The organism is Inquilinus sp. CAU 1745, from assembly GCF_039839375.1.
GTDB lineage: Bacteria > Pseudomonadota > Alphaproteobacteria > DSM-16000 > Inquilinaceae > JBDOQU01.
The window spans coordinates 42,246-67,492 of record NZ_JBDOQU010000001.1 but is presented as its reverse complement, the minus strand read 5'-3'; the positions used below and the strand labels follow the sequence as shown (position 1 = coordinate 67,492).

General features: G+C 66.4%; 22 protein-coding genes. 18 read left to right on the top strand and 4 right to left on the bottom strand.

The features are described from left to right. Positions 1-157: 157 nt before the first annotated feature. The 3 genes from AAFN89_RS00315 (at position 158) to AAFN89_RS00305 (ending at position 2,345) form a co-directional block, all read left to right on the top strand. Positions 158-1,135: a sugar-binding transcriptional regulator gene (locus AAFN89_RS00315; RefSeq protein ID WP_347534719.1), complete on the top strand. Its 978-nt coding sequence runs from the start codon at positions 158-160 to the stop codon at positions 1,133-1,135. A 112-nt stretch (positions 1,136-1,247) separates the two neighbouring features. Further along, entirely contained in the window at positions 1,248-1,766 is a 519-nt protein-coding gene (locus AAFN89_RS00310; RefSeq protein ID WP_347534718.1) for a hypothetical protein, read from the top strand. An 84-nt stretch (positions 1,767-1,850) separates the two neighbouring features. Next, complete coding sequence (locus AAFN89_RS00305) at positions 1,851-2,345, top strand: hypothetical protein (protein ID WP_347534716.1); 495 nt, start codon at positions 1,851-1,853, stop codon at positions 2,343-2,345. A 6-nt stretch (positions 2,346-2,351) separates the two neighbouring features. On the opposite strand, the gene AAFN89_RS00300 is transcribed toward AAFN89_RS00305, so the two are convergent. After that, the gene (locus tag AAFN89_RS00300) at positions 2,352-2,870 is read right to left on the bottom strand and encodes a thermonuclease family protein (protein WP_347534714.1); all 519 of its coding nucleotides are present in this window, start codon (positions 2,868-2,870) and stop codon (positions 2,352-2,354) included. Between the two features lie 124 nt (positions 2,871-2,994). Here AAFN89_RS00300 and AAFN89_RS00295 point away from each other — a divergent pair, with 124 nt between their 5' ends. The 7 genes from AAFN89_RS00295 to AAFN89_RS00265 all read left to right on the top strand — a co-directional run bounded on the left by AAFN89_RS00295 (position 2,995) and on the right by AAFN89_RS00265 (position 10,881). Continuing rightward, the gene (locus AAFN89_RS00295; protein ID WP_347534712.1) at positions 2,995-5,316 is read left to right on the top strand and encodes a xanthine dehydrogenase family protein molybdopterin-binding subunit; all 2,322 of its coding nucleotides are present in this window, start codon (positions 2,995-2,997) and stop codon (positions 5,314-5,316) included. Next, entirely contained in the window at positions 5,313-6,107 is a 795-nt protein-coding gene (gene cysQ, locus AAFN89_RS00290; protein WP_347534710.1) for a 3'(2'),5'-bisphosphate nucleotidase CysQ, read from the top strand. The genes AAFN89_RS00295 and cysQ overlap by 4 nt, the downstream gene beginning before the upstream one ends. Next, positions 6,104-6,337, top strand: coding sequence for a hypothetical protein (locus tag AAFN89_RS00285; protein WP_347534708.1), 234 nt, complete (start codon positions 6,104-6,106; stop codon positions 6,335-6,337). Before cysQ ends, AAFN89_RS00285 begins: the two co-directional genes overlap by 4 nt. Before the next feature lie 108 nt (positions 6,338-6,445). Continuing rightward, a complete protein-coding gene (locus AAFN89_RS00280; protein ID WP_347534706.1) occupies positions 6,446-7,090 on the top strand; it encodes an acyl-homoserine-lactone synthase in 645 nt (214 codons plus the stop codon). 114 nt (positions 7,091-7,204) lie between these two features. Then, positions 7,205-7,444: a hypothetical protein gene (locus AAFN89_RS00275; RefSeq protein WP_347534704.1), complete on the top strand. Its 240-nt coding sequence runs from the start codon at positions 7,205-7,207 to the stop codon at positions 7,442-7,444. Positions 7,445-7,518: 74 nt separating this feature from the next. After that, positions 7,519-8,916, top strand: coding sequence for a cytochrome P450 (locus AAFN89_RS00270; RefSeq protein WP_347534702.1), 1,398 nt, complete (start codon positions 7,519-7,521; stop codon positions 8,914-8,916). Between the two features lie 84 nt (positions 8,917-9,000). Then, positions 9,001-10,881 (top strand): YjbH domain-containing protein, encoded by a 1,881-nt coding sequence (locus AAFN89_RS00265; RefSeq protein WP_347534700.1) that lies wholly within the window; start codon positions 9,001-9,003, stop codon positions 10,879-10,881. A 4-nt stretch (positions 10,882-10,885) separates the two neighbouring features. Here AAFN89_RS00265 and AAFN89_RS00260 read toward each other — a convergent pair whose 3' ends face one another. The 3 genes from AAFN89_RS00260 to AAFN89_RS00250 all read right to left on the bottom strand — a co-directional run bounded on the left by AAFN89_RS00260 (position 10,886) and on the right by AAFN89_RS00250 (position 16,051). Next, positions 10,886-11,716, bottom strand: a complete 831-nt coding sequence (locus AAFN89_RS00260; RefSeq protein WP_347534697.1) for a response regulator — start codon at positions 11,714-11,716, stop codon at positions 10,886-10,888. Between the two features lie 132 nt (positions 11,717-11,848). Continuing rightward, a complete protein-coding gene (locus tag AAFN89_RS00255) occupies positions 11,849-14,950 on the bottom strand; it encodes an efflux RND transporter permease subunit (RefSeq protein WP_347534695.1) in 3,102 nt (1,033 codons plus the stop codon). A gap of 15 nt (positions 14,951-14,965) precedes the next feature. Further along, a complete protein-coding gene (locus tag AAFN89_RS00250) occupies positions 14,966-16,051 on the bottom strand; it encodes an efflux RND transporter periplasmic adaptor subunit (protein WP_347534693.1) in 1,086 nt (361 codons plus the stop codon). Between the two features lie 159 nt (positions 16,052-16,210). Here AAFN89_RS00250 and AAFN89_RS00245 point away from each other — a divergent pair, with 159 nt between their 5' ends. The 8 genes from AAFN89_RS00245 to AAFN89_RS00210 all read left to right on the top strand — a co-directional run bounded on the left by AAFN89_RS00245 (position 16,211) and on the right by AAFN89_RS00210 (position 25,210). Beyond that, positions 16,211-16,942, top strand: a complete 732-nt coding sequence (locus AAFN89_RS00245; RefSeq protein ID WP_347534691.1) for a GntR family transcriptional regulator — start codon at positions 16,211-16,213, stop codon at positions 16,940-16,942. Positions 16,943-17,006: 64 nt separating this feature from the next. Then, positions 17,007-17,477 carry a low molecular weight protein-tyrosine-phosphatase gene (locus AAFN89_RS00240; RefSeq protein WP_347534689.1) on the top strand — a complete coding sequence of 157 codons (471 nt, stop codon included), beginning with the start codon at positions 17,007-17,009 and terminating at the stop codon, positions 17,475-17,477. Between the two features lie 10 nt (positions 17,478-17,487). After that, a complete protein-coding gene (locus AAFN89_RS00235) occupies positions 17,488-18,735 on the top strand; it encodes a threonine synthase (protein WP_347534687.1) in 1,248 nt (415 codons plus the stop codon). Further along, positions 18,732-19,670: a hydroxyacid dehydrogenase gene (locus AAFN89_RS00230; protein ID WP_347534685.1), complete on the top strand. Its 939-nt coding sequence runs from the start codon at positions 18,732-18,734 to the stop codon at positions 19,668-19,670. Before AAFN89_RS00235 ends, AAFN89_RS00230 begins: the two co-directional genes overlap by 4 nt. Continuing rightward, positions 19,667-20,572 (top strand): PfkB family carbohydrate kinase, encoded by a 906-nt coding sequence (locus AAFN89_RS00225; RefSeq protein ID WP_347534683.1) that lies wholly within the window; start codon positions 19,667-19,669, stop codon positions 20,570-20,572. The genes AAFN89_RS00230 and AAFN89_RS00225 overlap by 4 nt, the downstream gene beginning before the upstream one ends. Next, the gene (locus AAFN89_RS00220) at positions 20,569-21,618 is read left to right on the top strand and encodes a tagatose 1,6-diphosphate aldolase (protein ID WP_347534681.1); all 1,050 of its coding nucleotides are present in this window, start codon (positions 20,569-20,571) and stop codon (positions 21,616-21,618) included. The genes AAFN89_RS00225 and AAFN89_RS00220 overlap by 4 nt, the downstream gene beginning before the upstream one ends. After that, entirely contained in the window at positions 21,615-23,012 is a 1,398-nt protein-coding gene (locus AAFN89_RS00215) for a hypothetical protein (protein ID WP_347534679.1), read from the top strand. The genes AAFN89_RS00220 and AAFN89_RS00215 overlap by 4 nt, the downstream gene beginning before the upstream one ends. Continuing rightward, positions 23,009-25,210, top strand: coding sequence for a TIM-barrel domain-containing protein (locus AAFN89_RS00210; RefSeq protein ID WP_347534677.1), 2,202 nt, complete (start codon positions 23,009-23,011; stop codon positions 25,208-25,210). The genes AAFN89_RS00215 and AAFN89_RS00210 overlap by 4 nt, the downstream gene beginning before the upstream one ends. Positions 25,211-25,247: the final 37 nt, after the last annotated feature.

Sequence of the window (25,247 nt, the reverse complement as noted above, 5' to 3'; positions counted from 1 at the left end):
ATATGCTCACTCTTGATGGAATTTATGTCAAGATGCGCATAGGCATGACGATCTATTATTGCAGCGCAATATAGCCAAGCGGCGCGCAAATGCTTGAAAGGACGCCGATGGGCACTCTAAGAAGCAATGAGCGTTTGTGTGGCGGGAAAGGGCCAGGATGACCGATCCGATCAAGAGCGAGATCGCTCCTGCGGGTACTAGGCGGTTGGATCAGGCGGCGAGGGCCGCCTGGCTCTACTACATCGCGGGCAACACCCAGGATGAGATCGCGACGAAGCTGGGCCTCTCCCGTCCCGGCGCTCAACGCCTGATCGCGCTGGCGCAGACGGAGAAGCTGATCCGCTTCAGGATCGACCATCCGATCGTCGCCTGCATGGAACTGGCGGAACGGCTGACGGAGCGGTTCAAGCTGGATTATTGCGAGGTGGTGCCCAGCGACCCCGCAAAGCCCGGTCATGTGGCCGGGCTGGCCGCCGCGGCGTCGGTGGTGATCGACCGCTATCTTTCCGAACGCGCCCCCCAGATCCTCACCTTCGGCACCGGCCGGACGCTCCGCGCCACGATCCGGGAGGTGTCGCCGACCGACCAGCCGCAGCACAAGGTTGTCTCCGTCGTCGGCAACCTGACCCGCGACGGCAGGGCGACGCCCTACGATGTCGTCATCCGGTTGGCCGACAGGGTCGGCGCGCAATGTTTCCCCCTGCCCATGCCGCTGATCGCCGAAAGTCGCGAGCAACGGACCTTCCTCCACGCCCAGCATTGGGCGGAAGTGGTGATGGAGATGGCCTCGGCCGCGAAAGTCTCCTTCTTCGGTGTCGGCCCGATCGGATGGAACGCTCCCCTGCATATCGACGGCTTCATCAAGGACGCCGAACTGGCGGAGCTGATCGAGTTGGGCGCTGTCGGAGAGATCGCGGGCTGGGCCTATGACACGGACGGGCGGATCGTCGAGGGCGGCACGAACGACCGGGTGACCGCCCTGCCCCCGCACCAGCCGCCCGGCAACCTCACCATCGGCATCGCTGCAGGCGAGAACAGGGCGCCGGCCATCCGGGCGGCGCTGAAAGGTCGCCTGCTCACCGGCCTGATCACCGACGAGGCCGCGGCCGCCGCGATCCTTTCCGCCGTGCCCTGACGCCAAAGCGCAGGTGTACGCCTTTGGGATAAGCCCCTTGTTCCCAGCTTCTCCGCCGTCCTTTTCCGGCTGTACGGTTTAGGCAATGTGCGGGAGCGATGGCGAGGCGGCCATGCAGGTTACGCATGAGAAGGTGATCAGGTTCGGGGCCTACTGGCGGTCGCGCTGCCATGACGGGCTGCTTCCCGCGAAGGCCGACATCGTCCCGGAGGATTTGGGCGCCATCCTGGCCAACGTATCGCTATGGCAGGTGATCGGCGATGGCGACGATTTCCTGTGCCGGCTGCGCGGCGAGAATTTGGTGTATGATTATGGCCCTCATCCTCGGGGACGCCGGCTCAAGGAGATGATCCGGGAGAATCCCCTCATCTCAGGTCTGGCCCAGGATTTCAGACGATGCCTCACGCTCCATCAGCCGATCGAGATCGCCGATCATTTCGCGGTCGAGCCGCAGGCGATGAAGAGGACCGTGGGGCTGGTCGCGCCCTTGTCCATGGACGGCGTGGAGGTCGACATGCTGATCTGCTGCGCGGTCCATCTTAGCCTGGAGCATGGCGACTGGCATGAGATTTCCATTCCCCGGACGGCGCCATGGGCGCTGCCCCGGCAGGAAGGCCGCACGTTGCAATAATCCATCGAAGATCGTCAAATCGCGAACGAAGACGATGCCGACACGTTAGAACCCGTGTCGCGACGATTTCTGGAATGGTGAGCGATGCTATCCCGTCCCTCAGCCTTCAGTCAGGTTCTGGATCTGCGCGACACGCCAGTCGACGGAGACACGGACTTCCAAAGCCGGGCGGTGGGCAGCTTTTATCGATGGTGGCTGGAGGCGGCCGATGGTTTGCCGCCAAACCGCCGCCTGTTCGACGTGACCGAACACAAGGGCGTCGTGGGCAAGCTGTTCCTCGTGGAGGCCCAGAATGACGGGAACTTCCTGCTGAAGCTTCATGGCGAAGAGGTGATCCGGATGTTCGGGCGCAACAATACCGGCAATCTGGTGATGCCCGGGGACGGCAGCGAATACGGCCACGCGCTCCACGCCTATTACACCACCGTGGTCACCGAGCGGCGATGCCGCATCTGCACGGGTACGCTCAGCATGTTCGACCGGAGCCACATCGCCTTCGAATCGGTGGATTGCCCCTTCGTCGACGATAGCGGCCGGGTTTCGGCGATCATCGGCGTGATCGACAAGCTCCGACGCTAGCCGGTACTAGCCGGCGCTCCGAAGCTCCGCCTGCTCCTGCCGCCAGACCCATGGGCGCTGCGCCCGGCCCGACCACATGCCCTGGCCCGTCGCCTGCGCCCGCGCCTCATGGGGCTCATAGCGGTTCGACAGGCCGCGATAGGAGAAGGCCCAGCCTTTCAGCACCATGACGCCGCCCAGGTCGACGTTTTCAAGCCGGCAGACGCCCGAACGGTTGGTCGAAGGCAGCGCGGCGAACAGGGTGCAACTCGCATCGCGGCCGTTCAGCAGGCGGGTCAGGACGTTCTTCGCGGCCAGGCCGCAATCATAGGGGCGGCCGTCGCGGGTTTCGCAGAACTGGCCCAGCTCCGGCGCGTCTATGCCGTAGAGCCTGACGATCATCCCGTTCACGGACAGGAGATCGCCTTCCAGCACCTGGGTCAGGCCGGTGATCTCCTCGTATGGATCGAACTGGCTTTGCGCCGACGAAGGGCCGGCCGGCAGGAACGATACAGCGAGAAGCAGGGAAGAAAGGATCCAACGCATGGGAGAGGGAGCGTACCAGAGCCGGGTTGCCTTTTGCTTAACGCCGAGTTGACCGTTCCCCTTCGCATGGCGATGTTAGAACGATCTTCCCTGCCCTCCCCCAAAGCCATCGGAGCCCCCGCCCATGACGGCAGAAACCGCCGCCGCGAAGTTCGGAATAGGCCAAGCGATCCGCCGCAGCGAGGATCCGAGGCTGCTGACCGGCCGCGGACGCTATACCGACGATGTCGTCCTGCCCGGGCAAGCCCACGGCTATTTCCTGCGGTCGCCGGTCGCCCATGCGACCATCGGCGCGATCGAAACGTCCGAGGCCCTGGCAGTGGAGGGCGTCATCGGAATCGTCACCGCCGCCGATCTGGACGCCGACGGGATTGGAACGCTGCCATGCGAGGTGGGGCTGAACAACCGCGACGGCAGCGATCTGACAAAGCCGCCGCGTCCCGCGCTGGCCCGCAGCCGGATACGCCATGTCGGGGAGCCGTTGGCACTGATCGTCGCGGAAACGCTGGAGATCGCCCGCGACGCGGCCGAACTGATCGACATCGACTACGACATGCTCCCCGCCGTGGCCGATCCTGTCAAAGCCCTGGAAGGCGGGGCACCCGCGCTGTGGGACGAGATTCCGGGAAATCTGGCCTTCGACTGGGAGTTGGGAGATTCCGGCAAAGTCGCCGACGCGCTGGCGCGCGCCGACCGCACCGTCAGCCTGAAGCTGGTCAACAACCGGGTGGTCGCCAACCCGATGGAGGCGCGCGCCTGCGTGGCCGACTATAGCGACGGGAAGTTCACTTTCTACGTCTCCAGCCAGGGCGCGCACGACATGCGCGACACGCTGGCCGGCGATATCTTCCGCCTGCCGCACGACCGGTTCCACGTCATCACGCCGGATGTCGGCGGCGGCTTCGGGATGAAGCTTTTCCTCTATCCCGAATATGTCTGCACCCTCTACGCCGCGCGGAAGTTCGGACGGCCTGTGAGATGGGCCTCGGAACGGTCGGAAGCCTTCATCAGCGACGATCACGGCCGCGATCATGTCACGAACGCCGAACTGGCGCTGGATGCCGATGGGAAGTTCCTGGGCCTGAAGGTGGAGACGGTCGCCAATATGGGCGGGTATCTCTCCGCCGCTGGCCCCTTCATTCCGACGATGGCCGGTTGCCGGATGCTGACGGGGCTTTACCGGATGCCTGCTGTCCACGTCTCCGTCCGGGGCGCATACACCAACACCCAACCGGTCGACGCCTATCGCGGGGCCGGGCGTCCAGAGGCGGCCTATCTGGTCGAACGGCTGGTCGACGCAGCCGCGCGGGAGATCGGCATCCCGCCCTGGGAACTGCGGCGCCGCAACTTCATCCCGGAGGATGCCATGCCCTACGACACGGCGCTGGGCCTCACCTATGACAGCGGCGCGTTCGACAAGAACATGACCGACGCGCTGGAGATCGCCGACCAGGCCGGTTTCGAGGACCGGCGGCGGGAGGCACGCAGGCGAGGCAAACTGCGCGGTCTCGGGCTCTCCACCTATATCGAGGCATGTGCCGGCGGCCCGGCGGAGGCCGCTCGCATCGTCGTGGAGAAATCGGGCGAGGCGACGGTCTATGCCGGTACACAGTCGAACGGCCAAGGGCACGAAACCGCCTATAAGCAGATCGTCGCCAGCCGCCTCGGCCTGTCGCCGGAGGCGGTGACGGTGGTCCAGGGCGACACCGCGCGAATCAGGACCGGCACGGGCACGGGCGGATCACGCTCCATCCCGGTCGGCGGCATGGCGATATCCAGCGCGTCGGAGGCGATCCTGGAGACCGCGAAGGTGAAGGCGGCCGACATGCTGGAAGCGGCGACGGCGGATATCGAGATCTCCGACGGAATCTTCACCATCGTCGGCACCGACCGATCGATCGCCTTTGTCGAGGTGGCGAAGGCCAGCGCGGAAGACATCGCCTTCGACGAGGGCGGCGACTTCAAACCGCCCGCCGCCACCTTTCCCAACGGCGCCCATGTATGCGAACTGGAGATCGATCCCGACACCGGCGCGACGGAGATCGTCGCCTATACGGTAGTCGATGATTTCGGCGTGGTGCTGAATCCCCTGCTGCTGGAAGGCCAGGTCCACGGAGGCGTGGCCCAGGGGATCGGTCAGGCGCTGCATGAACGCACCGTCTATGACGAGAACGGGCAGTTGCTCAGCGGATCGCTGATGGATTACGCCCTTCCCCGGGCGGACAATCTGCCGTTCCTCACCTTTCGCACCAACGTCGTACCCTGCAAGACCAATCCCATGGGTGTGAAAGGCGCGGGCGAGGCCGGCGCGATCGGCGCGCCGCCGGCGGTCATCAATGCGGTGGTCGATGCCCTGTCGGATCATGGCGTCGCCCATGTCGACATGCCGGCGACGCCGGAGGCTCTATGGACCCTTATCTCCGAACGCGGAGCGGCTCAGCCATGACGGTCGTTACGGCGATATCCGAGGATGAGCGGCTGCGCAGCGCCGTCCGCGTGCTGGCCATAGAAGCCGGCCGCGCGATCCTGCAGATCTATGGCGGCGACGACCTTGCCGCCACGATCAAAGATGACGGCAGCCCGGTGACGGCGGCGGACGCGGCGGCTGAAGCGATCATCCTGAAGGGGCTGCGCGACCTTACGCCCGGCATCCCGGTGATCGCGGAGGAAGCGCACAGCGCCGGCTGCTGCCCCGCTTCGGGGGGAGATCGGTTCTGGTTGGTCGACCCGCTGGACGGCACACGAGAGTTCCTGAACCGCAGCGGGGAGTTCACGGTCAACATCGCCCTGGTGGAGCATGGCCGCCCGGTGCTGGGCGTCGTCCATGCGCCGGCGCTGGGCCGGACCTTCTGCGGCCGCGTCGGCGGCGGCGCCATGCTGGATGATTCCGACCAGCCGACCCGGACCATCGCCGCCCGCCCGCCGCCGGCGGCGGGCGCCGTGGTGGTGGCGAGCCGCCGCCATGGCGACGCCGACAGGCTGCGCGCCTTCCTGGCCGACATGCCGGTCGCGGAGGAGAAATGCGTCGGCTCCTCCCTCAAATTCTGCCTGATCGCGGCGGGCGAAGCGGATATCTATCCCCGCTTCGGCCGGACGATGGAGTGGGATACGGCCGCGGGACACGCGGTGCTGAATGCAGCCGGCGGATCGGTGGAGACCGAGGACGGCGCGCCGCTCCACTACGGCAAGCCGGGATTCGAGAATACGGACTTCATCGCTTTCGGATGCCGGTCTTGACGCGGGATCCGGCGGAACAGAAGCGGATCGCGCTGAACCTGCTTCTGGACGCCTGGGACGCTGCCTTGCGGCAGGGCGTGGCGCCGGAGCTTCTGGCGACCACGGCCATCTATACCGCCCTCACCGACATGGTGGAGGAGCATGGGGAAGAGGCCATCGCCCGATTGATGGACGATCTGCCGGATCGCATCCGCCGGGGCGACTTCACCCTGAAGCCGCCGCCGAACTAGCCTCGACCTCGCATATCATCGCATCGGCCTGCCCCCTTTCGGGGGGAAGTGCCGCGCGCACCTTTTAGCGGTCGAATTCCGTCATCGCCATGGATGACGGAGGACGGGGTGATCGACATCTTGACGAATGTCGACCGCAGGGCGCGGGCGGAGGATTTCGACGCGATGCACCTGCTGCGCGGCCGGGTTTTCAAGGATCGGTTGGGCTGGGAGGTCGATTGCCGCGACGGCCGCGAGCGTGACGCTTTCGACGATCTGGATCCGACCTATCTGCTGGCGTTCGGTCCGACAGGGGCGGTGGCCGGATCATGGCGGCTCCTGCCGACGACCGGCCCCTATATGATGAAGGATACCGAGGCTTTCCACCCGCTGTTGAAGGATGGCGAAGCGCCGCGCAGGCCACGGTTGTGGGAAGCCAGCCGCTTCGCCGTCGATATGGGGTCGGGCAGCGACGGCGGGCTGGCGGCGGTCGGCCAGATCACAGCGGAGCTGTTCCACGGTCTTGTCGAACATTGCATGGCGGAAGGAATCGAGGAGATCCTGACCGTGTACGATCGGCGGATCGCCCGGCTGCTGCCGCGCGTGGGCTGCCATCCATTATGGACCGTCGGACCGATGCCGATCGGCGGCGTCCCGACCCATGCCGGCCTGTTCGATGCCGGCCCGGCGATGCTGGCCGCCATAAGGGAGGCGACCGGCATATCGGGCAGCGTCGTCGGGCACGCGCCCTGGCGGAAAGGTCAGGCCGCATGATTTCCGTCCACTCCCCCCTTTTTGGGGGACTGCCGAATGCATGCGCATGCAGTCCAATGCTTCCGATATCCGGAGGCGGAAAATTCCGCCGCCGCCCCTATCGGGAGCGAAGTGATGAATGTGTTCGGTTTTCCTATACGGCCCCATGCCGCGGGCGACCGCCCTGACGCGCCGGCATCGGCGGAGACGCTGCTCCACTGCCTGGACTATCTGCAGATGGAGACGTCCCGCGCCGGCTTCGCCCTTGCCGCCGCACTGGTCGGCGCAGCGGCGGAAGCGGTGCGCGACATCGCCGACGACCAGCCTTCCGACGACAATGTAATCGCCTTCACGCCGGGAAAGACGACCTGCTGAGGAGAAACCGCGCCGTCCCGGCGGGGTAGGATCCGCCGCCGTCTCCCCGGACTGGTCATCCGAGGAGCGGATTCATGACGAGCCTTGCCGAAACGACATTCCAGCAGGTCCTGCCCGACCCGCTTGCTCGTCGCCGGAAATCGGTGCTGGGCGACCTGCTGGACATCCGCCGCGATCCGCTCCGCCATTTCGTGGAGATGATGCGGCGGCACGAGGACGCCGTCTCATACGATATAGGCTTGGACCGGGTGGTGATGCTGAACGCGCCGCGGCTGATCCGCCACGTTCTCCAGGACAACCACCGGAACTACGTCAAGAGCCGCTTCTATGAGCCGCTGAGGCCGATCCTGGGGAACGGCATCTTCCTTTCCGAAGGGGATGAGTGGCTGGCGCAGCGGCGATCCGCCAGCCCGGCCTTCGCCGGCGCCCAGTTCGAGCGCATGGCGCGGGATATCGTGGCCGCTACGGACGAGACGCTGGACCGTTGGGAGGATTATGCGCGAGCCGGCACGGCCTTCGACCTGTCGATGGAGATGATGCGGCTGGCGCTGGATTGCGCCGTCCGCGCGCTGTTGAGCATCCGGCTGGAGGACGATCATAGGGCGATCTACGGCGCGTTGACCGCCCTCCTGCGCCGGGCGGAGAGACGGGTCTGGACGCCCCTGCCGCCGCGAATCCTGGACGTGTTCGACCGGCGCGGGCTGAAATCGCTGCGCATTCTGGACGAGGTTACGGGCCAGGTCATCGCCGATCGTCGGGCGATGGCCGATCCGCCCGACGATCTGCTGACGCATCTGGTGAGGACTCATGAGGGCGACGGACCGGACGATGCTACGAACCAGCGCCTGCTGCGGGACCAGGTGCTGTCGATCATCCTTTCCGGCCATGAGACCACCGCCATCGCGCTCGGCTGGGTCTTCGCGCTTCTGTCAAGAAACCCGGACGTCGCACGGCGGCTGACTGAAGAGGTCGATCGCGTGCTGGAGGGCCGGCCGCCGAACTATGCCGATCTCAAATCCCTGCCCTATTGCCGGATGGTCTTCGAGGAATCGATGAGACTCTACCCGCCGGTGTGGACGATCTCCCGCCGGGCGCTGGCGGACGATTCCATGGACGGGGTCACCGTCAAGGCCGGGCAGACGGTAATGGCCTGCGCCTACGCCGTTCACCGGAACCCGTCGCTTTGGGAAAATCCGGAAGGCTTCGATCCGACGCGGTTCCTGCCCGACCGGATCGAGGCACGGGAGCGGTATGCCTACTTCCCGTTCGGCGGCGGCCCCCGGACCTGCCTCGGCAACAGGTTCGCGCAGATGGAAAGCTGCCTCATCCTCGCCATGACCGCGCAGCGTTTCCGCCTGGACCTAGTCCCCGGCCGCCCCGTGACGCCGGAGCCGATGATCACGTTGCGCCCTCGCGACGGGATCTGGGCTACCGCACACACCGTCAAAAAGAAGGAACGATTGGCAGCCTGAGATCATCCGAGGGTTGCATCGACAAGCGACGACGGCGACAGTCCACTGCCCGACAGGGGCATCGGTTCCGTCACGTCACCATCCATGCATCGCCCTCTCCTTCTTCTCTCCATCCTGTTCGCATCCTTTCCATCCTTCGCCCAGCCCGTCACCGAAGATGGCGGGGCGGGGCTGGCGGTGTGGCCCAGCGTCCGGACCTTCGACGAAGGAGATCTCTGGGCCGGCGCCGGTATGGATCAAGACAGGACCGTCTTCTACGCCGGATTCCAGCCGCTGCCCTGGGCGGAACTGGTGCTGCGGCGGAACGAGCCTGCCGCGACGAACGGCGGAACAACCGTGCTGGACGCGAAGATCGCGTTGCTGGACGAGGGGCGCTACCAACCCGCCCTCGCCTTCGGCTTCAGCGGTCTCGGCTCGGAGAGCGGGACCGAGGGAGAATATCTTGTCCTGGCCAAGCGGTTCGGCGGATTTGACTTCCATCTCGGCGTCGGCTGGGGACGCTTCGCGGGCGATGGCGACCTGCCCAATCCGCTCCGCGCGCTCGGTTCCGGCTTTGGCGAGGCGCGGTCATCGGGCGACCATGTCTGGAACGCCGCCCTCTCCGGGCCGGAGATCGGGATCATGGCCGGAATCGCCGCCGATACGCCGATCCCCGGCGTGACCGCCATACTGGAGAGGGGACCGCTTTCGACCGGAGACCAAACCTCCGCATTGCGCGTCGGATTGGCTTGGCAACCGACAAGCTGGTTTCAGGCGGGTGCGAGTTGGGATGTCGAGGGACGGGTCGGGGTGCGGGCGACCTTCCGTCTCGGCGCGAACGACATCCCTACCGCCCGACCCTCAAGCGTTCCGCCGGTTCCCGTGCCGAGAGAACAGGCTCCCGCCGCGACCGATGTCACGGCGCTGGAGCAGGCCCTGCGGTCGGAGGGGATTGCAGCATCCGTCGCCGAACCGGCGGAGGGAACGCTGGCGATCGCCGTCGAGCATCGTCCGGGAGAGGCGCTTCCGACCACGGCAGGCCGGGCCGCCCGCGTCGCGACCCGCTATGCCGGAGCACCCGTCCGGGCCTTCGATATCGGCATGTCGAACCGTGGGCTCGGCGTCAGCGAAGTCACCCTCTACCGCGACGATATCGAGCGGACGGCCCGTCACGCCGTCAGCGCGGAAGAGATGTGGCGGACCGCCGATCCGCGACCGTTCGGCAATCCGTCCCCGCCCTCCGGCCTCGGCTTTGGGCTGTATCCGTTCCTGGACCTCGATCCCGACGGCGACGGCCATCGCGCCGGGCTCGTTGCCGAGGCGGAATACCATCACCGCACCGGCATCGTTCTGGGCGCGGCGGCGCGGGCGGCCTATACCGACCAGCGACAACGATCGCTCGATGTCGAGCGGCTGGATATCTCCTGGCTCCGTCCCGTCGGACGAAATCTGTTCGGCCGCATCAGCGCCGGCTGGTTCGACGAGTATCATGCGGGCCTTGAGACGGAAGTTCTCTACCGCCCCTACCGCGCCCGCTGGGCCATCGGCGGCTCTATCGGGATGATCGCCCGCAGGGCGGAAGGCCATGCGCTCGCGCTGGAGCGGGAGGCGGTGGCAAGCGGCTTTCTTGACCTGCACTACCGCCCGTCGATCGACGGACTGGAGACGCGGCTGTCATTTGGCCGCTTTACCGGCGGGGAGTTTGGGGCGGAGATCGGACTTGCCCGCCGCTTCCCGAATGGTGTGGTCGTCGGGGCGGTGCTGGGTTTGAATGACGGCGCGGACCGGTTCCATCCCTCGGTGCGCCTGTCGGTGCCGCTTCACGCGCTGGCGCCACGCGGCCTGCGATCGATAGCGGAGGTGACGGTCGAGGATCGGGACGCCAATGCGGCTCGGCGGGTCGACCAGCGGCTATCTCTTATGGGCCTGACGGATTCAGCAGGTTATAGCGCTATATCAAGAGAATGGCCGCGTCTGCTGAAGTGATTTCTTAAACTGCTTGCGGAGGATGGATGGACAGCGCGTGCCCTATCGCCGTTTTCAGGATTTCAGGCTCATAAGGCTTGCTGAGTACGTAGGTCGGCTCCGGCCGCTGTCCTGTCAGCAGCTTTTCGGGATAGCCCGTTACGAAGATCACGGGCACGTCAACGACCTTCAGGATGTCCTGCACCGCGTCGATACCGTTGTCGCCGCCGCGAAGCTGGATATCGGCCAGCACGAGCTGCGGCCGCTCGCGGGAGGCGATGGCGACGGCATCCTCATGACGGGCCGCCGATCCGCAAACCTCATGCCCCATCTCACCCAGCAATCGGGCGAGATCGAGCGCGATCAGCGGCTCGTCTTCGATGATGAGCACGCGCGCCGGCACCTGGGCCGCGATTTCGCCGCGCGCATGATCCAGATGGTCGCGAACCTCCGACTCCTCGATCTTCAGGATGAAGGACACTTCGTCGAAGGTGAATCCTTCCATGGAGACCAGCAGCAGTACCTGCCGTTCCACCGGTGGCAAGGCGGCCAGCCCGCGTTCCAGCGGATTGCCGTTCAGCGCGTCGACGCCGGAATCGAACGGCGAACTGCCGTCGGCCGAGACGATCGTCCAGATATCGTGGAACAGGGCGTAGAGCTGGAGCCTGAGGTCGCCGTCCGGCGCCAGCCTTTCGGGCTCTTCCAGCAGGGTCTCAAGACAGATACGCACATAGGCGTCCCCCCGGTCCTGCGCGCCCACCAGTGCACGCGCATACCGCCGGAGCAGCGGTATGTGACGGACGATCCGTGTCGAGGGGTCGGTCATGGTCGTGTCCCTGTTCTCGTTCTTCGCCATTCACGGCCGCCGCTCCCGCCGCCGCAACAACGAATGTTAATTCCGCCTCCAAAATGGCGGTGCCGATAGGTAGAACGCCACTATGACATGATTGCGGCGTGGGCGGGGGTTACACTTTGTTAATCGGCCCCGTCATTCCGCCGGATGGCCGTGAAGCTCAGCCCTCAGCTTAGCCGCCGTGGCGCCCGCCGGCCTGGTGAACCCGGCCAGCAGATCATAGAGCACCGGCACCACGAAAATCGCCATCAGGGTGGAGAAGCTGACGCCGCCGACCACGATGATGCCGATCGCCTGCCGGCTTTCAGCCCCCGCCCCGGTCGCCAGCGCCAGCGGCAGCGCGCCGAAGGCGGTGGCGATGCTGGTCATCAGGATGGGGCGCAGCCGGGTCGCCGACGCCTCGGCCACCGCCTCCCGGATCGATCGGCCCTCGTCGCGAAGCTGGTTGGCGAACTCCACGATCAGGATGGCGTTCTTCGCCACCAGCCCGATCAGCATCACCATGCCGATCTGCGTATAGATATTCACGTTGAGGCCCAGGAGCGCCACCGATCCCAGGGCACCGAAGATGGCCAGCGGCACGGTCAGCAGGATGATGACCGGATGGACGAAGCTCTCGAACTGCGCCGCCAGCACCAGGAAGACGATCAGGAAGGCGATGGCGAAGGTGATGTAGAGGGAGGCGCTGGATTCCAGGAACTCCCGGCTCTCCCCTTCGAAGAAAAGCTGGGCGTGAGCCGGCAGCAATTCTCTCACCGCCTGCTCCACCTCCGCGATCGCCTCGTCAAGCGTTGCGCCCGGCGCGAGGGAGCCGCTGATGGTGATCGACCTCAGCCGGTTGTAGCGGTTGAGTTCCGTCGGCCCGGCCGCATCGGTCAGCGTGATGAGGTTGATCAGCGGGACGAGCGTGCCGCTTTCCGCCCGGACGAAGACGTTGGAAAGATCGCGCGGCGAGGCGCGGTCGGAATCCTGCGCCTGCAGCACGACATCATATTCCTCCCCACCCTGAACATAGCGGGTGACGGTCCGCGATCCGAACATCGTCTCGAGCGTCTCCCCGATATCGCGGATGGAAATGCCGAGATCCGCCGCCCGTTGCCGGTCGATCGACACCCGAAGCTCCGGTTTCGTCTCGTCATAGTCCGAAGACAGGTTGGTGACGTTGGTGGAGGTGGCGAAATGGGCCAGGAGGTCGTCGGTCCAGGCCTGGAGTTCCTCATAGGTGCTGCCGCCCAGCACGAACCGGACAGGGCTGTTGGTCCCTCTCCTGCCCAGCCCGCCCGGATTGATCGCCGTAGCGCGGATTCCCGGTATCTCCGACAGTTCCGCATTGAGCCGCGTCACGATCTCCTGCTGCGTCACCGTCCGTTCGTCCCAGGGCTTCAGCCGGCCGATGAAGATGGCGCGGTTGACGCCCGTGCCGCCGAATCCGGGCGACAGGATCGACAGCACGCTCCGTAGGTCGCCGCTCTCGATATAGGGCCTCAGGATCGCCTGGATCCGCTCCGCCTCGGCGGCGGTATAGTCGAGCGTCGCTCCTTCCGGCGCGGTGGCGGAGATGTACATGGAGCCGCGATCCTCCGTCGGCGCGAACTCCTTGGGCAGTTCGACCAGCAGGAGGAAGGCCCCGGCCGACAGGGCGACGGCGATTCCGAGCACGATCAGGGGCGCGTCCAGCGCGTGGCGCAGCAACCGCCCATAGAGACTGGTCATGCCGTCGAAGACGCAGCCGGTGGCCCCGTGGAACCGCCCCTCGGCGGAGGCCGGGCGCAACAGCCGGGAACACATCATCGGCGTCAGTGTCAGCGCGACCACGCTGGAGAAGAGGACGGCCGCCGCGACGGAGATGCCGAACTCGCTGAAAAGCCGGCCGACATCCCCGTCCAGGAAGGATATCGGCACGAAGACGGCGCAGAGGACCATCGTCGTCGCGATGACGGCAAAGCCGATCTGCCGGGCGCCGAGGAAAGAGGCGACCAGCGGCGTTTCTCCCAGATCGATACGCCGGCTGATGTTCTCCAGGACGATGATCGCGTCGTCGACGACAAGGCCGATCGCCAGCACGAAAGCCAGCAGCGTCAGCACATTGATCGAATAGCCCATCGCCGCCAGCACCATGAAGGAGGCGGTGATGGAGATTGGAACCGTCACGATCGGGATCAGCGTCGCGGACAGCCGGCGCAGGAAGACGAAAACGACCGCCACCACCAGCGCCAGCGCGATGCCCAGCGCATGGAATACCTCATAGATGGATTGTTCGATGAAGACGCTGTCGTCGGAAGATATCTCGATCCTGATATCGTCGGGCAGGTTGACGCGGACATCCTCCAGCGCCTGCCGCACCCCGGCGGAGACGTCGAGCGTGTTGGCGGTCGATTGTCGGGTGACGCCAAGGCCGATGGCGTCGACTCCGTTGACCTGGAAGGCGCCGCGTTCGTCTCGCGGCGCAACCTCCACCTCCGCCACCTCGCCCAGCCGGACCAGATAGCCGTCCTGCCGCGCGATGACGAGGTTCCGGAATTCCTCCGCCGTCTGCAGACGCGTGTCGGTGCGAACGGTGAATTCCCTTTGCTCGCTCTCCACCCGGCCGGCCGGCAGTTCGACATTCTCCGCCTCCAGCGCTTCCTCGATATCGCTGACCGTGATCGATCGCGCCGCCATGGCGTTGCGATCGAGCCAGATGCGCATCGAATATTCCCTTTCGCCGCCGAGCCTGACCTGCGCCACGCCCGGCACGGTCGCCACCCGATCGACGATGAAGCGGTTGGCATAGTCCGTTAGCTCCAGCGCGTCGCGCCGGTCGCTGGTGATGGTGGCCCACAGAATGGGACTGGCGTCATTGTCAGACTTTCGGATGACCGGCGCGTCGGCTTCGTCCGGCAGCGACCGCGACACCCGACCGACGGCGTCGCGGATGTCGTTCGTCGCTTCGTCGATCGACTTGCCCAACCCAAATTCCAACCTGACGCGCGACGACCCGGCGCGGCTGGAGGAGGTGATGGTGTCGATGCCCTGGATGCCGGCGACCGCCTCCTCTACCACTTGGGTGATCTGCGTCTCGATCACCTGGGCCGACGCGCCGGAATAGCTGGTGCTGATGGACACCACCGGCCGATCGACATCGGGATATTCCCTGACCGACAGTTCCATGAAGGCGAACAGTCCCAGCACGATCAGCAGCAGGCTGACGACGATCGCGAAGACCGGCCGGCGGATGGCGATGTCTGAAACGACCATGGGGTCGACGCCCGATCAGCTGTCGGCGACGGGGGCGGCCGGCTGCTCGACCTCAGCCGAGACCGGCGCGCCGTCGCGCAGACGCTGGACACCGCGGATCACCACCATATCCCCTTCCTCAAGCCCGGACGCGATCTCGACATCACCATCGTAGCGCGCGCCGATCATGATCTCCCTGCGCTCCGCCTTCCCGTCGCCGACGACGTAGACGAACTGGCGCTCGCCCTGCGGCACCAGCGCTTCCTCGGAGATCAGCAGTGCATCGGAGCGAACGTCCAGGGTCACCCGGACGGTCAGGAACATTCCCGGCCGCAGGAAACCATCGGAGTTCTCCAGGACCGCCACCGCCGCAATGGTTCGGTTGACCGGATCGACCCGGGTCCCGATGGTCTGGATCTCGCCTTCGAAGACATGGTCGGGGAAGGCGTCGCTGGTCACCATCACCGGCAGGCCGGGCGCTACCTGGGACAGAAGAACCTCGGGAATGGCGAAATCCACCTTGATCAGCGACAAATCGTCCAGCGTCACGATCAGATCGCCCGGCGACACCAGCGCGCCCAGACTCACCTGCCTGATACCCAGCGTGCCGCCGAACGGCGCCGTCACCTTCGTGTCGGCGAGCCGCGCCGTCGCAGCCGCGACATCGGCCTCCACGGCGGCCAGGCCAGCCTGCAATTGATCGACCTGCGCCTGGCTGATGCTGGAGGACCCCAGCAGGGTCAGCGCCCTCTCGACCAGCCGCTGGGAGTTGTAGAGCGCGGCTTCCGCGCTGGCGAGATCGGCTTCGGCCTCGTCCGCATCCAGCGTCACGATCACATCGCCTGCGTCGACGGTCGCGCCGTTTTCGAACTCGATGGATTCGATCGTGCCCTGAACCTCCGTGGTCAGCGCCACCGCCTCGTTGGCCCGGCTGGTGCCGATGGCGTCCACGGTTTCGGAGGCGACGCCCACCCTCACCGGCTCAACGACAACCGGAATTTCCAGCGGAGCCTGGCGGATCGCAGCGTCCGCGTTCTTGCCGTCGTCGGTCACGAACTGCCAGACGCCGAAGCCGCCGCCCGCGAGGACGGCCAGGATCAGCATCTGCTTCCACGGCGACATCAACGCTTCCTTCCTTTCCCTTGCCCTCCACCTCGCAACTTCTTCCGCACGATCAGGAGATAATATTAATACTAGTTCGATATTCTTGCATGAATCATGAACGAGCCTTGAATGGAAATTCGCATCGCGCGGCGATGAAACCCGGCTAGGATATTCTTCATGGTCTTGCCGTTCGATCCTCCCGCCGCCGCCCCGCTCTACCGGCAGGTGAAAGAGATCCTGGTGGCGCGGATCGCCAAGGGCGACTGGCGGCCGGGCGACATGCTGCCGTCGGAACCCAAGCTGGCGGCAGAGCTTGGCGTCAGCCCCGGCACGGTCCGGAAGGCGCTGGACGAGATGACGTCCGACAAGCTGGTGCAGCGCCGCCAGGGCCGGGGGACCTTCGTCGCCACCACCACGTCGGATTCGGCGCTGTTCCATTTCTTCAAGCTGGTCGACGACGACCGCCGCCCGATGATGCCGGAAAGCCGGGAACTGTCACGCCTCATCCGCATCGCGACCGCCGATGAGCGGCGCGTGCTGAAACTGGGCCCGAAGGAACGCGTGGTCTGCATTCGCCGGCTGCGCGCCAGCCGTGGAACGCCCATGATGGTGGAGACGGTGACCCTGCCCCTCCGGCGCTTCCCGGAGATGGAAGGTTATGCCGAGGAATTTCCGAACACGCTCTACGACCTCTACCAGTTTCGCTTCAACGTGACCGTCCGGCAGGTGACGGAGGTGTTGCGCGCCGTGACCGCGACGGAGGAGGATTCCGCGTTGCTGAAGGTGGAGGTCGACTCACCTCTTCTGGAGATCGACCGCGAAGCGTTCACTTTCGATCATGAGCCGGTCGAATGGCGCGTCTCCCGGTTGGACACCAGGCATGCCGCCTACCTGAACGTCATCGACTGAGACGGCCCTTGCAGCCCTTTTGATCTTATGTCTTATATAAGACTAAGATCGCAGAGGGGCCATTATGCGCTTGCTGTTCGTCGATGCCGGCAATTACTGCCGTTCCCCCGCCGCCGAAGCGGCAATGCGGGCGAAGCTGGAAGCGCGCGGGCTTATCGGCCGCGTCTCCGTCGGCTCGGCCGGCCTCAAGGACAAGCATGTGGGCGATACGGCCGATCCGCGCGCCGTCGCCGTCTGCACTGCGCGGGGCCTGACCTTGGACGGCTTCCGCTGCCGACAGATCGCTGAACCGGACTTCCGGCAGTCTGACCTGATCCTGGCGATGGATTCCGCGACGCACGACGCCCTCCTGACCAGACGACCGGCCGACGCGACCGTGGACATCACCCTTTTTTTGGAAGCGGCGGGTGGCGGCGACATTCCCGATCCCTACTATGGCGGTGACGACGGCTTCGCCGCCATGATGGACCTGATCGATCGGGGAGCAGCCGCGCTCACCGACATGATCGCCTCCGACCTTCACTCCGAAAGCTGAACCGATAGACATGCGCCACGACCTCAACCTCACCGAAGACCGCCCGACCTTCGTCACCCATCTGGAATGCTCCTATACAGGCGAGCGCTACGAGGCCGACCGGCTGCACAATCTTTCGAAGGCCGGAAAACCGCTGCTGGTCCGCTATGACCTGGAGGGCGTAGGCAAGGCGCTGACGAAGGAAAAGCTGGCGTCGCGTCCCGCCGATCTGTGGCGCTACCGCGAATTGCTGCCGGTCCGGGAAACCGGGGACATCGTCAGCCTGGGAGAGGTCGTGACGCCGATCCTTCCCCTGCCCCGCATGGCCGAAAGCCTGGGCGTCACCGGCGAAATACTGGTCAAGGACGAAGGCCGCCTGCCGACCGGCTCCTTCAAGGCGCGCGGGCTGGTCATGGCCGTCTCCATGGCCAAGGCGCTGGGCGTCAGCCACATGGCGATGCCGACGAACGGCAATGCGGGCGCCGCTCTCTCAGCCTATTGCAGCCGCGCCGGCATCAAGACGACGATCTTCTGTCCGGAGGATACACCGCCGGTGAACGTGTCGGAGATCGACATCCAGGGCTCCGATGTCTACCGGGTCAACGGGCTGATCGACGATTGCGGGAAGCTGGTCGGCCAGGGAAAGGAAACGGTCGGCTGGTTCGACGTATCGACCCTGAAGGAGCCCTACCGGATCGAAGGCAAGAAGACGATGGGGCTGGAACTGGCCGAACAGCTCGGCTGGGAGGTTCCGGACGTCATCTTCTATCCCACCGGCGGCGGCACCGGCCTGATCGGCATGTGGAAGGCATTCCAGGAGCTTGAGGATATCGGTTTCATCGGGTCGAAACGGCCGCGCATGGTGGCGGTCCAGGCCGCCGGCTGCGCGCCAATGGTCAAGGCGTTCGAGACCGGAGAGGAACATGCCCCGCGCTGGGAGGACGCCCACACCATCGCGTCCGGCATCCGCGTCCCCCAGGCGGTGGGGGATTTCCTGATCCTGCGCGCCGTGCGCGAGAGCGGCGGCTTCGCCATTGCGGTTGAAGACGGAGCGATCGAGGAAGCGCTGGCCGACGTTGCGCGGACGGAAGGCTTCCTCCTCTGTCCTGAAGGGGCGGCGACCTACGCCGCCTATCGGCAGGCCCTGGCCGACGGGCGGGTGGCAAAGACCGACCGTGCCGTGTTGTTCAACTGCGCGACCGGGCTGAAATACCCGCTGCCGCCAGTTTCCCGCACGCTGGACCGTCACGCCGCGATCGACTTCACACGGTTCGCATGACCGGCCGGATCGTCATCAGCGAGTTCATGGATGATGAGGCTGTCGACCGGCTGAAGGCGGCGGCCGAGATTGTCTATGATCCTTCGCTGGTCGACGAACCGGACAGGCTGCGCCCGCTGCTGCGACACGCCGACGCGCTGATCGTCCGCAACCGCACCCAGGTTCGCGGGGAAATGATAGAGGCCGCGCCTTCCCTGAAGGTCGTCGGCCGGCTGGGCGTCGGGCTGGACAATATCGACATGAAGGCCTGCGTCGCCTGCGGGATCGAGGTGATCCCCGCCACCGGCGCGAATGCGGCGGCGGTCGCGGAATATGTGATCGCCACGACGCTGATCCTTCTGCGCGGCGCCTATGGAGCGACGGAGGAAGTGCTGGGCGGCGGCTGGCCCCGCACCCGACTCGTCGGCGGGGAGGCGCAGGGACGCACGCTTGGCCTGCTGGGTTTCGGCATGATAGCGCGGGAGGTGGCCGCCCGCGCCCGCGCGCTGGGCATGAGGACCATCGCCCATGATCCGATGCTCCCGGCCGACGATCCCGCCTGGAGCGCACATGGGGTCGAGAGCGTCGATTTCGAACGGCTGCTCTCCGCCAGCGACATGCTGAGCCTCCATGTCCCGCTGACCAAGGAAACGCGCAACCTGATCGGCTCCGCCGCGCTTGCGCGGATGAAGTCCGGCGCAGTGCTGGTCAATACTGCGCGCGGCGGAATCGTGGACGAGTCGGCGCTGGCCACAGCGCTGAGAGACGGTCGGCTGGGCGGAGCCGCGCTGGATGTGTTCGCCGAGGAACCGCTGGCGGCAGGCACATCCCTGTCCGGCGCGCCGAACCTGATCGCCACGCCCCACATCGCCGGCGTCACCGTGGAATCCAACCGCCGCGTCAGCGCGATGATCGCCGACAAGGTCCTGGCGGCGCTGGGGGCGTCCGCAAGATGACCGGCCCGATCATTTGCGTCGGGGCGGCCGTGCTGGACCAGATCTATGGCGTCGCCACCCTGCCCTCCGGGGCCGGCAAGCATTTTGCTGGGAGCTACCGGGAGACGGGCGGCGGGCCGGCGGCGAACGGCGCGGTGGCGATCGCCCGTCTCGGCGGCCGGGCGGCGCTGTGGGCGCGGGTCGGGTCGGACGAGGTCGGCGTCAGGATCGTCGGCGACCTAGCGCGCGAAGATATCGACGTTTCCGGCATCCGACGTATAGAAGGCGCGGTCTCCGGCGTCTCCGCGATCATCGTCGATGACGACGGTGAGCGCATGATCGTCAATCATGCCGACCCTCGGCTTGATCGCGATCCGTCCTGGCTGCCGTTGGGAAACGTCGACAGCGCAGGCGCCGTGCTGGCGGATCTGCGCTGGCCGGAGGGCGCCATCGCCGCTCTTACGCGGGCCAGGGCCTCCTCCCTTCCCGCCATTCTCGACGCCGATACGACACCCGACGTGGCCTCGGTCGAGGCGATGATGGCGGCGACGCATGTTCTTTTCTCTCAGCCCGCCCTTCGGACCCTGTCGGGCGATGAGGATATCGCGGCCGCCCTCGCCATCGCCGCCAACCGCATCGGCGGCTGGGTCGGCGTCACCTGCGGTGCGGATGGAGTCTATTGGCTGGAGAGCGGCAGCCTTCGCCATCTGCCCGCCTTCCCTGTTCGGACGGTCGATACCACGGGCGCGGGCGATGTCTTCCATGGCGCGTTCGCGCTGGCGATCGCCCGGGGAGAGGCCACGGACAAGGCCCTCCGCTTCGCTTCCGCAGCGGCCGCCATCAAATGCACCCGCTTCGGCGGACGGGACGGCATCCCCGTCGCGGCCGATATCGAACACTTTCTGAAGGACGCCGCCGCATGACCCTTTCGGCCGGTAAATATTGGGGCCTGCGCCGCATTGCGGATTCCGAGGGTCGGTTCAAGATGACCGCCGTCGACCAGCGCCCCCCGATCAAGAACCTGATCCGGGAACGGCGTGGCGTCGAGGCCGCCGCCTATGACGATATCGCCGCCGTGAAGAGGCTGCTGACCCGGGAGCTTGCGCCGCACTCCTCCGCCATGCTGCTGGACCCCCATGTCGCCTATCCGCAGGCGATCGAGCATGTCAGCCCGTCGCAGGGAGTGATCGCGACGCTTGAGGATTCGATCTTCGAGGAGACCGAGGGCGGCCGGAAGAGCGCGGAGATCGATCACTGGAGCGTCGCCAAGATCAAGCGCATCGGGGCGGATGCGGTGAAGGTCCTGGCCTGGTACCGGCCGGACGCCGGCGAGGCCGTCAAGCGCCACCAGCAGGAGTTCGTCCAGCGCATCGGCGAAGCCTGCGCACGCTACGACCTTCCCTTCGTGTTCGAGCTGCTGGTCTATCCGCTGGCGGCGGACGATCATCAGACCAAGGACTATATCGAGCACAGGGACAAGCATCCCAAGCTGGTGCTGGAAAGCGTCCGGGAGTTCGCCGATCCGAAATACGGCGTCGACCTGTTCAAGCTGGAAAGCCCGATACCCGCCGCTTCCCTGCCGGAGCCGGGCGCGGAAGGCGCAGACACGGCGCAGGCATGGTTCGACGAGCTGGGCCGGACGGCCGGGCGGCCCTGGGTCATGCTGTCGGCCGGGGCCGGCATGGAAGCCTTCCGGCGCGTCCTGATCTATGCCTACAAGGCCGGGGCGAGCGGCTATCTGGCCGGACGCGCGATCTGGTGGGAGGCATTTCAGGCCTTTCCGGACATGAAGCGCATGGCCGAGGAGCTGCGCCGTCACGGCGTGCCCTACATGGCCGACCTCAACGCGCTGACCGACCGGATGGCGACGCCCTGGCATCGTCACCCGGCCTTCGGCGACGCTCCGGCGCTGGCCGGAAAAGGCGACAGGTTCCGAGAGACCTATCCCGACTTCGAGGGCAAGCCGTGACCGACCGCCGCCGCATAGGCGTCGCCGCCCTGGCCCGCGCGACGTTCGACGTGCCGTTCGCGGAGGAAACGGCGCGGGGGGCATTCGCCGCGCTACGCGCCCTGGACGTCGATCTTGTCGGACCGGAGCACCTGCTGTTCGATGCCGACACCGCGCAGGATGCGATCGAAAGCCTGCGGGCTGAGAAGCTGGATGCGCTGATCCTGCTCCAGGTCACCTTCACCGACGCGGCGACGGCGGTGGCGCTGGCGGATGCCATCGACGCGCCGCTGCTGCTGTGGGCGTTTCCGGAGGAGCGCACGGGCGGCCGGCTGCGGCTCAATGCGCTGTGCGGAATCAATCTGGCCGCCCATGCGCTGCGGAAGCGCGGCCGGGCCTGCGGGTATGTCTACGCATCGCCCGAGGCAGCGGGACCGGACCTGCTCCGCGCGCTGGACACGCTGCCATCCGAACCATCGCCTCCGCGTCTCGATCCAGCACCAGACGGTTCGAGGGAAGCGGAGGAGATCGTCGCGCGGCTGGGGACGATGCGACTGGGCGTCGTCGGCGGCCGGCCGGAGGGGTTCGAAACCTGCGCCTACGACCCCGAAACCCTGCGGAGGCTGACCGGCGTTATTGCGGAGTCGGTTGAGCTTCCGACGATCTTCGCCAGCGCGCGATCAGCGGAAACGAGCCGCATCGCCGAAGCTCGCACTAGAGCGGAGGCCGATCTGGCCGAGCTCGATACGGTGGAGCAGGAACCGCTGGAGAAGAGCCTGCGGACCTACGCCGCGCTCTCCGACCTTGCCCGAAGCCGCCGGTTCGACGGGCTGGCCGTTCGCTGCTGGCCGGAATTCTTCACCGACTATGGCTGCGCGGCCTGCGGCGCGATGGCGATGCTGAACCAGGACCGCATCCCCTGCGCCTGCGAGGCCGACGTCTATGGCGACGTGACCAACCTCATCCTCCAGCAACTCACCGACGATCCGGTCTTCATGGCCGATCTCGTCGATGCGGATGCGGAAAGCGACAGCGCGGTCTTCTGGCATTGCGGGCTGGCCCCCGTCTCCATGGCCGATCCGCGCGAGCGGCCGAGGGCGACGGTGCATTCCAACCGCCGCAAGCCGCTGCTGGGCGAATTCGCGCTGAAGCCCGGCCGGATCACGATCGCCCGCCTGTCCCAGGCCGGCAACGTCCCGCGCATGGTGATCGGCGGCGGCGAAATGCTGTCCGCGCCGAAGAGCTTCGGCGGCACGTCGGGCGTCGCGAGGTTCGACCGGCCGGTCGGGCAGGTGCTGGATGCGATCATGAGCGAGGGGCTGGAGCACCACTATTCTCTGACCTATGGCGACCATCGCGCGGCCTTGGCGGCCGTGGCGGGTCGGCTGGGCCTGCCGGTCCAGATACTGGCGTGAGCGGCGATACCATGATCGATCCGATAAACCCGCTCTGGAACCTGCTGGACACCGTCCGCGGCGTGGCGGAAATCGACCGCGACGGATCAGACGTCCGGCTCGACTCCGATCTTGGCCCCATTCGCCTTTCCGCTTTCGCGCCCGGCATCTTCCGGCTGCAGGTCGGCGAGGCCGCCGGCCGGCCCGACTACGGCATGCTGGCTGCCTCCCCCACCCCGGAGAACGTCACGGTCTCCGGCGACGGGTCGGGCTGGACGATCGTCCAGGGAACGGCCTCCCTCACCTTCCGGCCCGACCCGCCGCGCATCGAGCTGAAGCGCGAGGACAAACCCATCCTCAGCGGCGTCACCGACCGCCACTTCGTCCGGCCGCAAAGACTGCCGGGCCTGGCGCGGACGGATGATGGCTGGTTCGTCGCCTTCTCTCTGGACAGCGGAGAGCCGGTCTACGGGCTTGGCGAGAAATGGGGGCCGCTCAACCGCCGCGGCCAGTTCGTCGATAGCTGGACCCATGACGCGCTGGGCGTGAACGGGGAGCGTTCCTACAAGAACTGCCCCTTCGCCTGGAGCCCCGAGGGGTGGGGCCTGTTCGTCCACACGCCGGCCCGCGTCCGCCACGGCGTCGGCTACCCAGCATGGTCGCACCGGTCCTTCGGGATCGACGTGCAGGACGATGCGCTGGACCTGTTCCTGTTCGTCGGCGACAGCCCGGCGACGCTGCTGGAGCGCTACACCCACCTGACCGGCCGGATGCCGATGCCGCCGCTCTGGGGCCTGGGCGCCTGGATCAGCAAGGCCTATTACAGAACGCCGGAGGAAGCCTTGGCCGCCGCGCGGACCATGCGCGACCGGAACCTTCCGGCCGATGTGCTGCTGCTGGACGGCAGGGCGTGGCAGGACACGGATACCCGCTTCGCGTTCGAGTGGGACCGAAGCCGCTATGACGACCCTAAATCCTTCATCGACCAGCTTCACGCGCTGGGCTTCCGGGTCTGCTGCTGGGAATACCCCCTCGTCTCCACCCGAAGCCCGCTGTTCGATGAGATGGCGGCCAAGGGCTGGCTACTGAAGGATCCGGAGACCGGCGAGGCCCATCGCTACCATTGGGACCATGAACCGTTTGGCAGCGTGCTGACCCCGCTGCCGGAAAGCGGTATCGTCGATTTCACCCATCCCGAGGCCTATGGCTGGTGGCGCGACCGTCATGCCGATTTGTTCGCGGCCGGCGTCGACGCGATGAAGCCGGATTTCGGCGAGCAGGTGCCGGAGACGGCGGTGGCCGCCAACGGCGATTCGGGACGCCGGCTGCACAATGTCTATCCCCTGCTCTACAACCGATGCGTCTTCGAGGCGACCGAGCAGGCCTATCCCGGCGAGGCGATGGTCTTCAGCCGCGCCGGATGGACCGGCAGCCAGCGTTATCCGATGCAGTGGGGCGGCGATCCGCAGAGCGACTGGCAGGGAATGGCGGCGAGCCTGCGCGGCGGTCTTTCCTGGGGGCTGACCGGCGGGCCCTGCTACGCCACGGACATCGGCGGCTTCTACGGCGACCAGCCGGACGCGGAGCTGTTCATCCGCTGGACGCAGGCGGCCGTCTTCTCCTCCCACATGCGTTTCCACGGCATCGGCCCGCGCGAGCCCTGGGCGTTCGGCGAGGCGGCGGAGACAATCGTCCGCCAGTGGATCGAGCTTCGCTACCGGCTGCTGCCCTATATCAGGGGCGTCCTGGCCGAAGCCTCTGCGACCGGCCTGCCCTGCCAGCGGCCGATGGTCCTGGCCTTCCCGGACGATCGCGCCGCCTGGGCGTTCGAGGACCAGTTCATGTTCGGCCGCGACCTGCTGGTCGCGCCGGTCCTGAAGCCGGGCGGGGACATCCGCTTCTACCTTCCCGAAGGCGACTGGATGGATTTCGCGACGGGCGAGGCCCATGAGGGCGGGCGAAGCCTGCGCCGGACGGTGCCGCTGGACCGGCTTCCAGTCTTCGTCCGGCGGGGCAGCCTGGTCGCGCTGGGGCCGATCGTCAGCCATACCGGCATGCTGTCCTCCCCCGGCGGGATCGAGGAGATCAGGCTCTATGGCCCGGTTGAAAGGCCGCCGGTCTTGCCGGAGGGGATTGAAATCCAGGTGGTCGACGGGCGGCTGGAAGGTGTTGGTGAGGATATCCGGATCGTGGAGATGGACGGTCGACGGGCGGGGTGAAGCGATGTCATCGTGGCGGACGGTATTGGGGAGCGGA

What these genes read in the sequence shown, in the direction of transcription:
- AAFN89_RS00315 (WP_347534719.1), top strand. Translation starts at nt 158, where the DNA reads ATGACCGATCCGATCAAGAGCGAGATCGCTCCTGCGGGTACTAGGCGG.
- AAFN89_RS00310 (WP_347534718.1), top strand. Translation starts at nt 1,248, where the DNA reads ATGCAGGTTACGCATGAGAAGGTGATCAGGTTCGGGGCCTACTGGCGG.
- AAFN89_RS00305 (WP_347534716.1), top strand. Translation starts at nt 1,851, where the DNA reads ATGCTATCCCGTCCCTCAGCCTTCAGTCAGGTTCTGGATCTGCGCGAC.
- AAFN89_RS00300 (WP_347534714.1), bottom strand. Translation starts at nt 2,870, where the DNA reads ATGCGTTGGATCCTTTCTTCCCTGCTTCTCGCTGTATCGTTCCTGCCG.
- AAFN89_RS00295 (WP_347534712.1), top strand. Translation starts at nt 2,995, where the DNA reads ATGACGGCAGAAACCGCCGCCGCGAAGTTCGGAATAGGCCAAGCGATC.
- cysQ (WP_347534710.1), top strand. Translation starts at nt 5,313, where the DNA reads ATGACGGTCGTTACGGCGATATCCGAGGATGAGCGGCTGCGCAGCGCC.
- AAFN89_RS00275 (WP_347534704.1), top strand. Translation starts at nt 7,205, where the DNA reads ATGAATGTGTTCGGTTTTCCTATACGGCCCCATGCCGCGGGCGACCGC.
- AAFN89_RS00270 (WP_347534702.1), top strand. Translation starts at nt 7,519, where the DNA reads ATGACGAGCCTTGCCGAAACGACATTCCAGCAGGTCCTGCCCGACCCG.
- AAFN89_RS00265 (WP_347534700.1), top strand. Translation starts at nt 9,001, where the DNA reads ATGCATCGCCCTCTCCTTCTTCTCTCCATCCTGTTCGCATCCTTTCCA.
- AAFN89_RS00260 (WP_347534697.1), bottom strand. Translation starts at nt 11,716, where the DNA reads ATGGCGAAGAACGAGAACAGGGACACGACCATGACCGACCCCTCGACA.
- AAFN89_RS00255 (WP_347534695.1), bottom strand. Translation starts at nt 14,950, where the DNA reads ATGGTCGTTTCAGACATCGCCATCCGCCGGCCGGTCTTCGCGATCGTC.
- AAFN89_RS00250 (WP_347534693.1), bottom strand. Translation starts at nt 16,051, where the DNA reads ATGTCGCCGTGGAAGCAGATGCTGATCCTGGCCGTCCTCGCGGGCGGC.
- AAFN89_RS00245 (WP_347534691.1), top strand. Translation starts at nt 16,211, where the DNA reads ATGGTCTTGCCGTTCGATCCTCCCGCCGCCGCCCCGCTCTACCGGCAG.
- AAFN89_RS00240 (WP_347534689.1), top strand. Translation starts at nt 17,007, where the DNA reads ATGCGCTTGCTGTTCGTCGATGCCGGCAATTACTGCCGTTCCCCCGCC.
- AAFN89_RS00235 (WP_347534687.1), top strand. Translation starts at nt 17,488, where the DNA reads ATGCGCCACGACCTCAACCTCACCGAAGACCGCCCGACCTTCGTCACC.
- AAFN89_RS00230 (WP_347534685.1), top strand. Translation starts at nt 18,732, where the DNA reads ATGACCGGCCGGATCGTCATCAGCGAGTTCATGGATGATGAGGCTGTC.
- AAFN89_RS00225 (WP_347534683.1), top strand. Translation starts at nt 19,667, where the DNA reads ATGACCGGCCCGATCATTTGCGTCGGGGCGGCCGTGCTGGACCAGATC.
- AAFN89_RS00220 (WP_347534681.1), top strand. Translation starts at nt 20,569, where the DNA reads ATGACCCTTTCGGCCGGTAAATATTGGGGCCTGCGCCGCATTGCGGAT.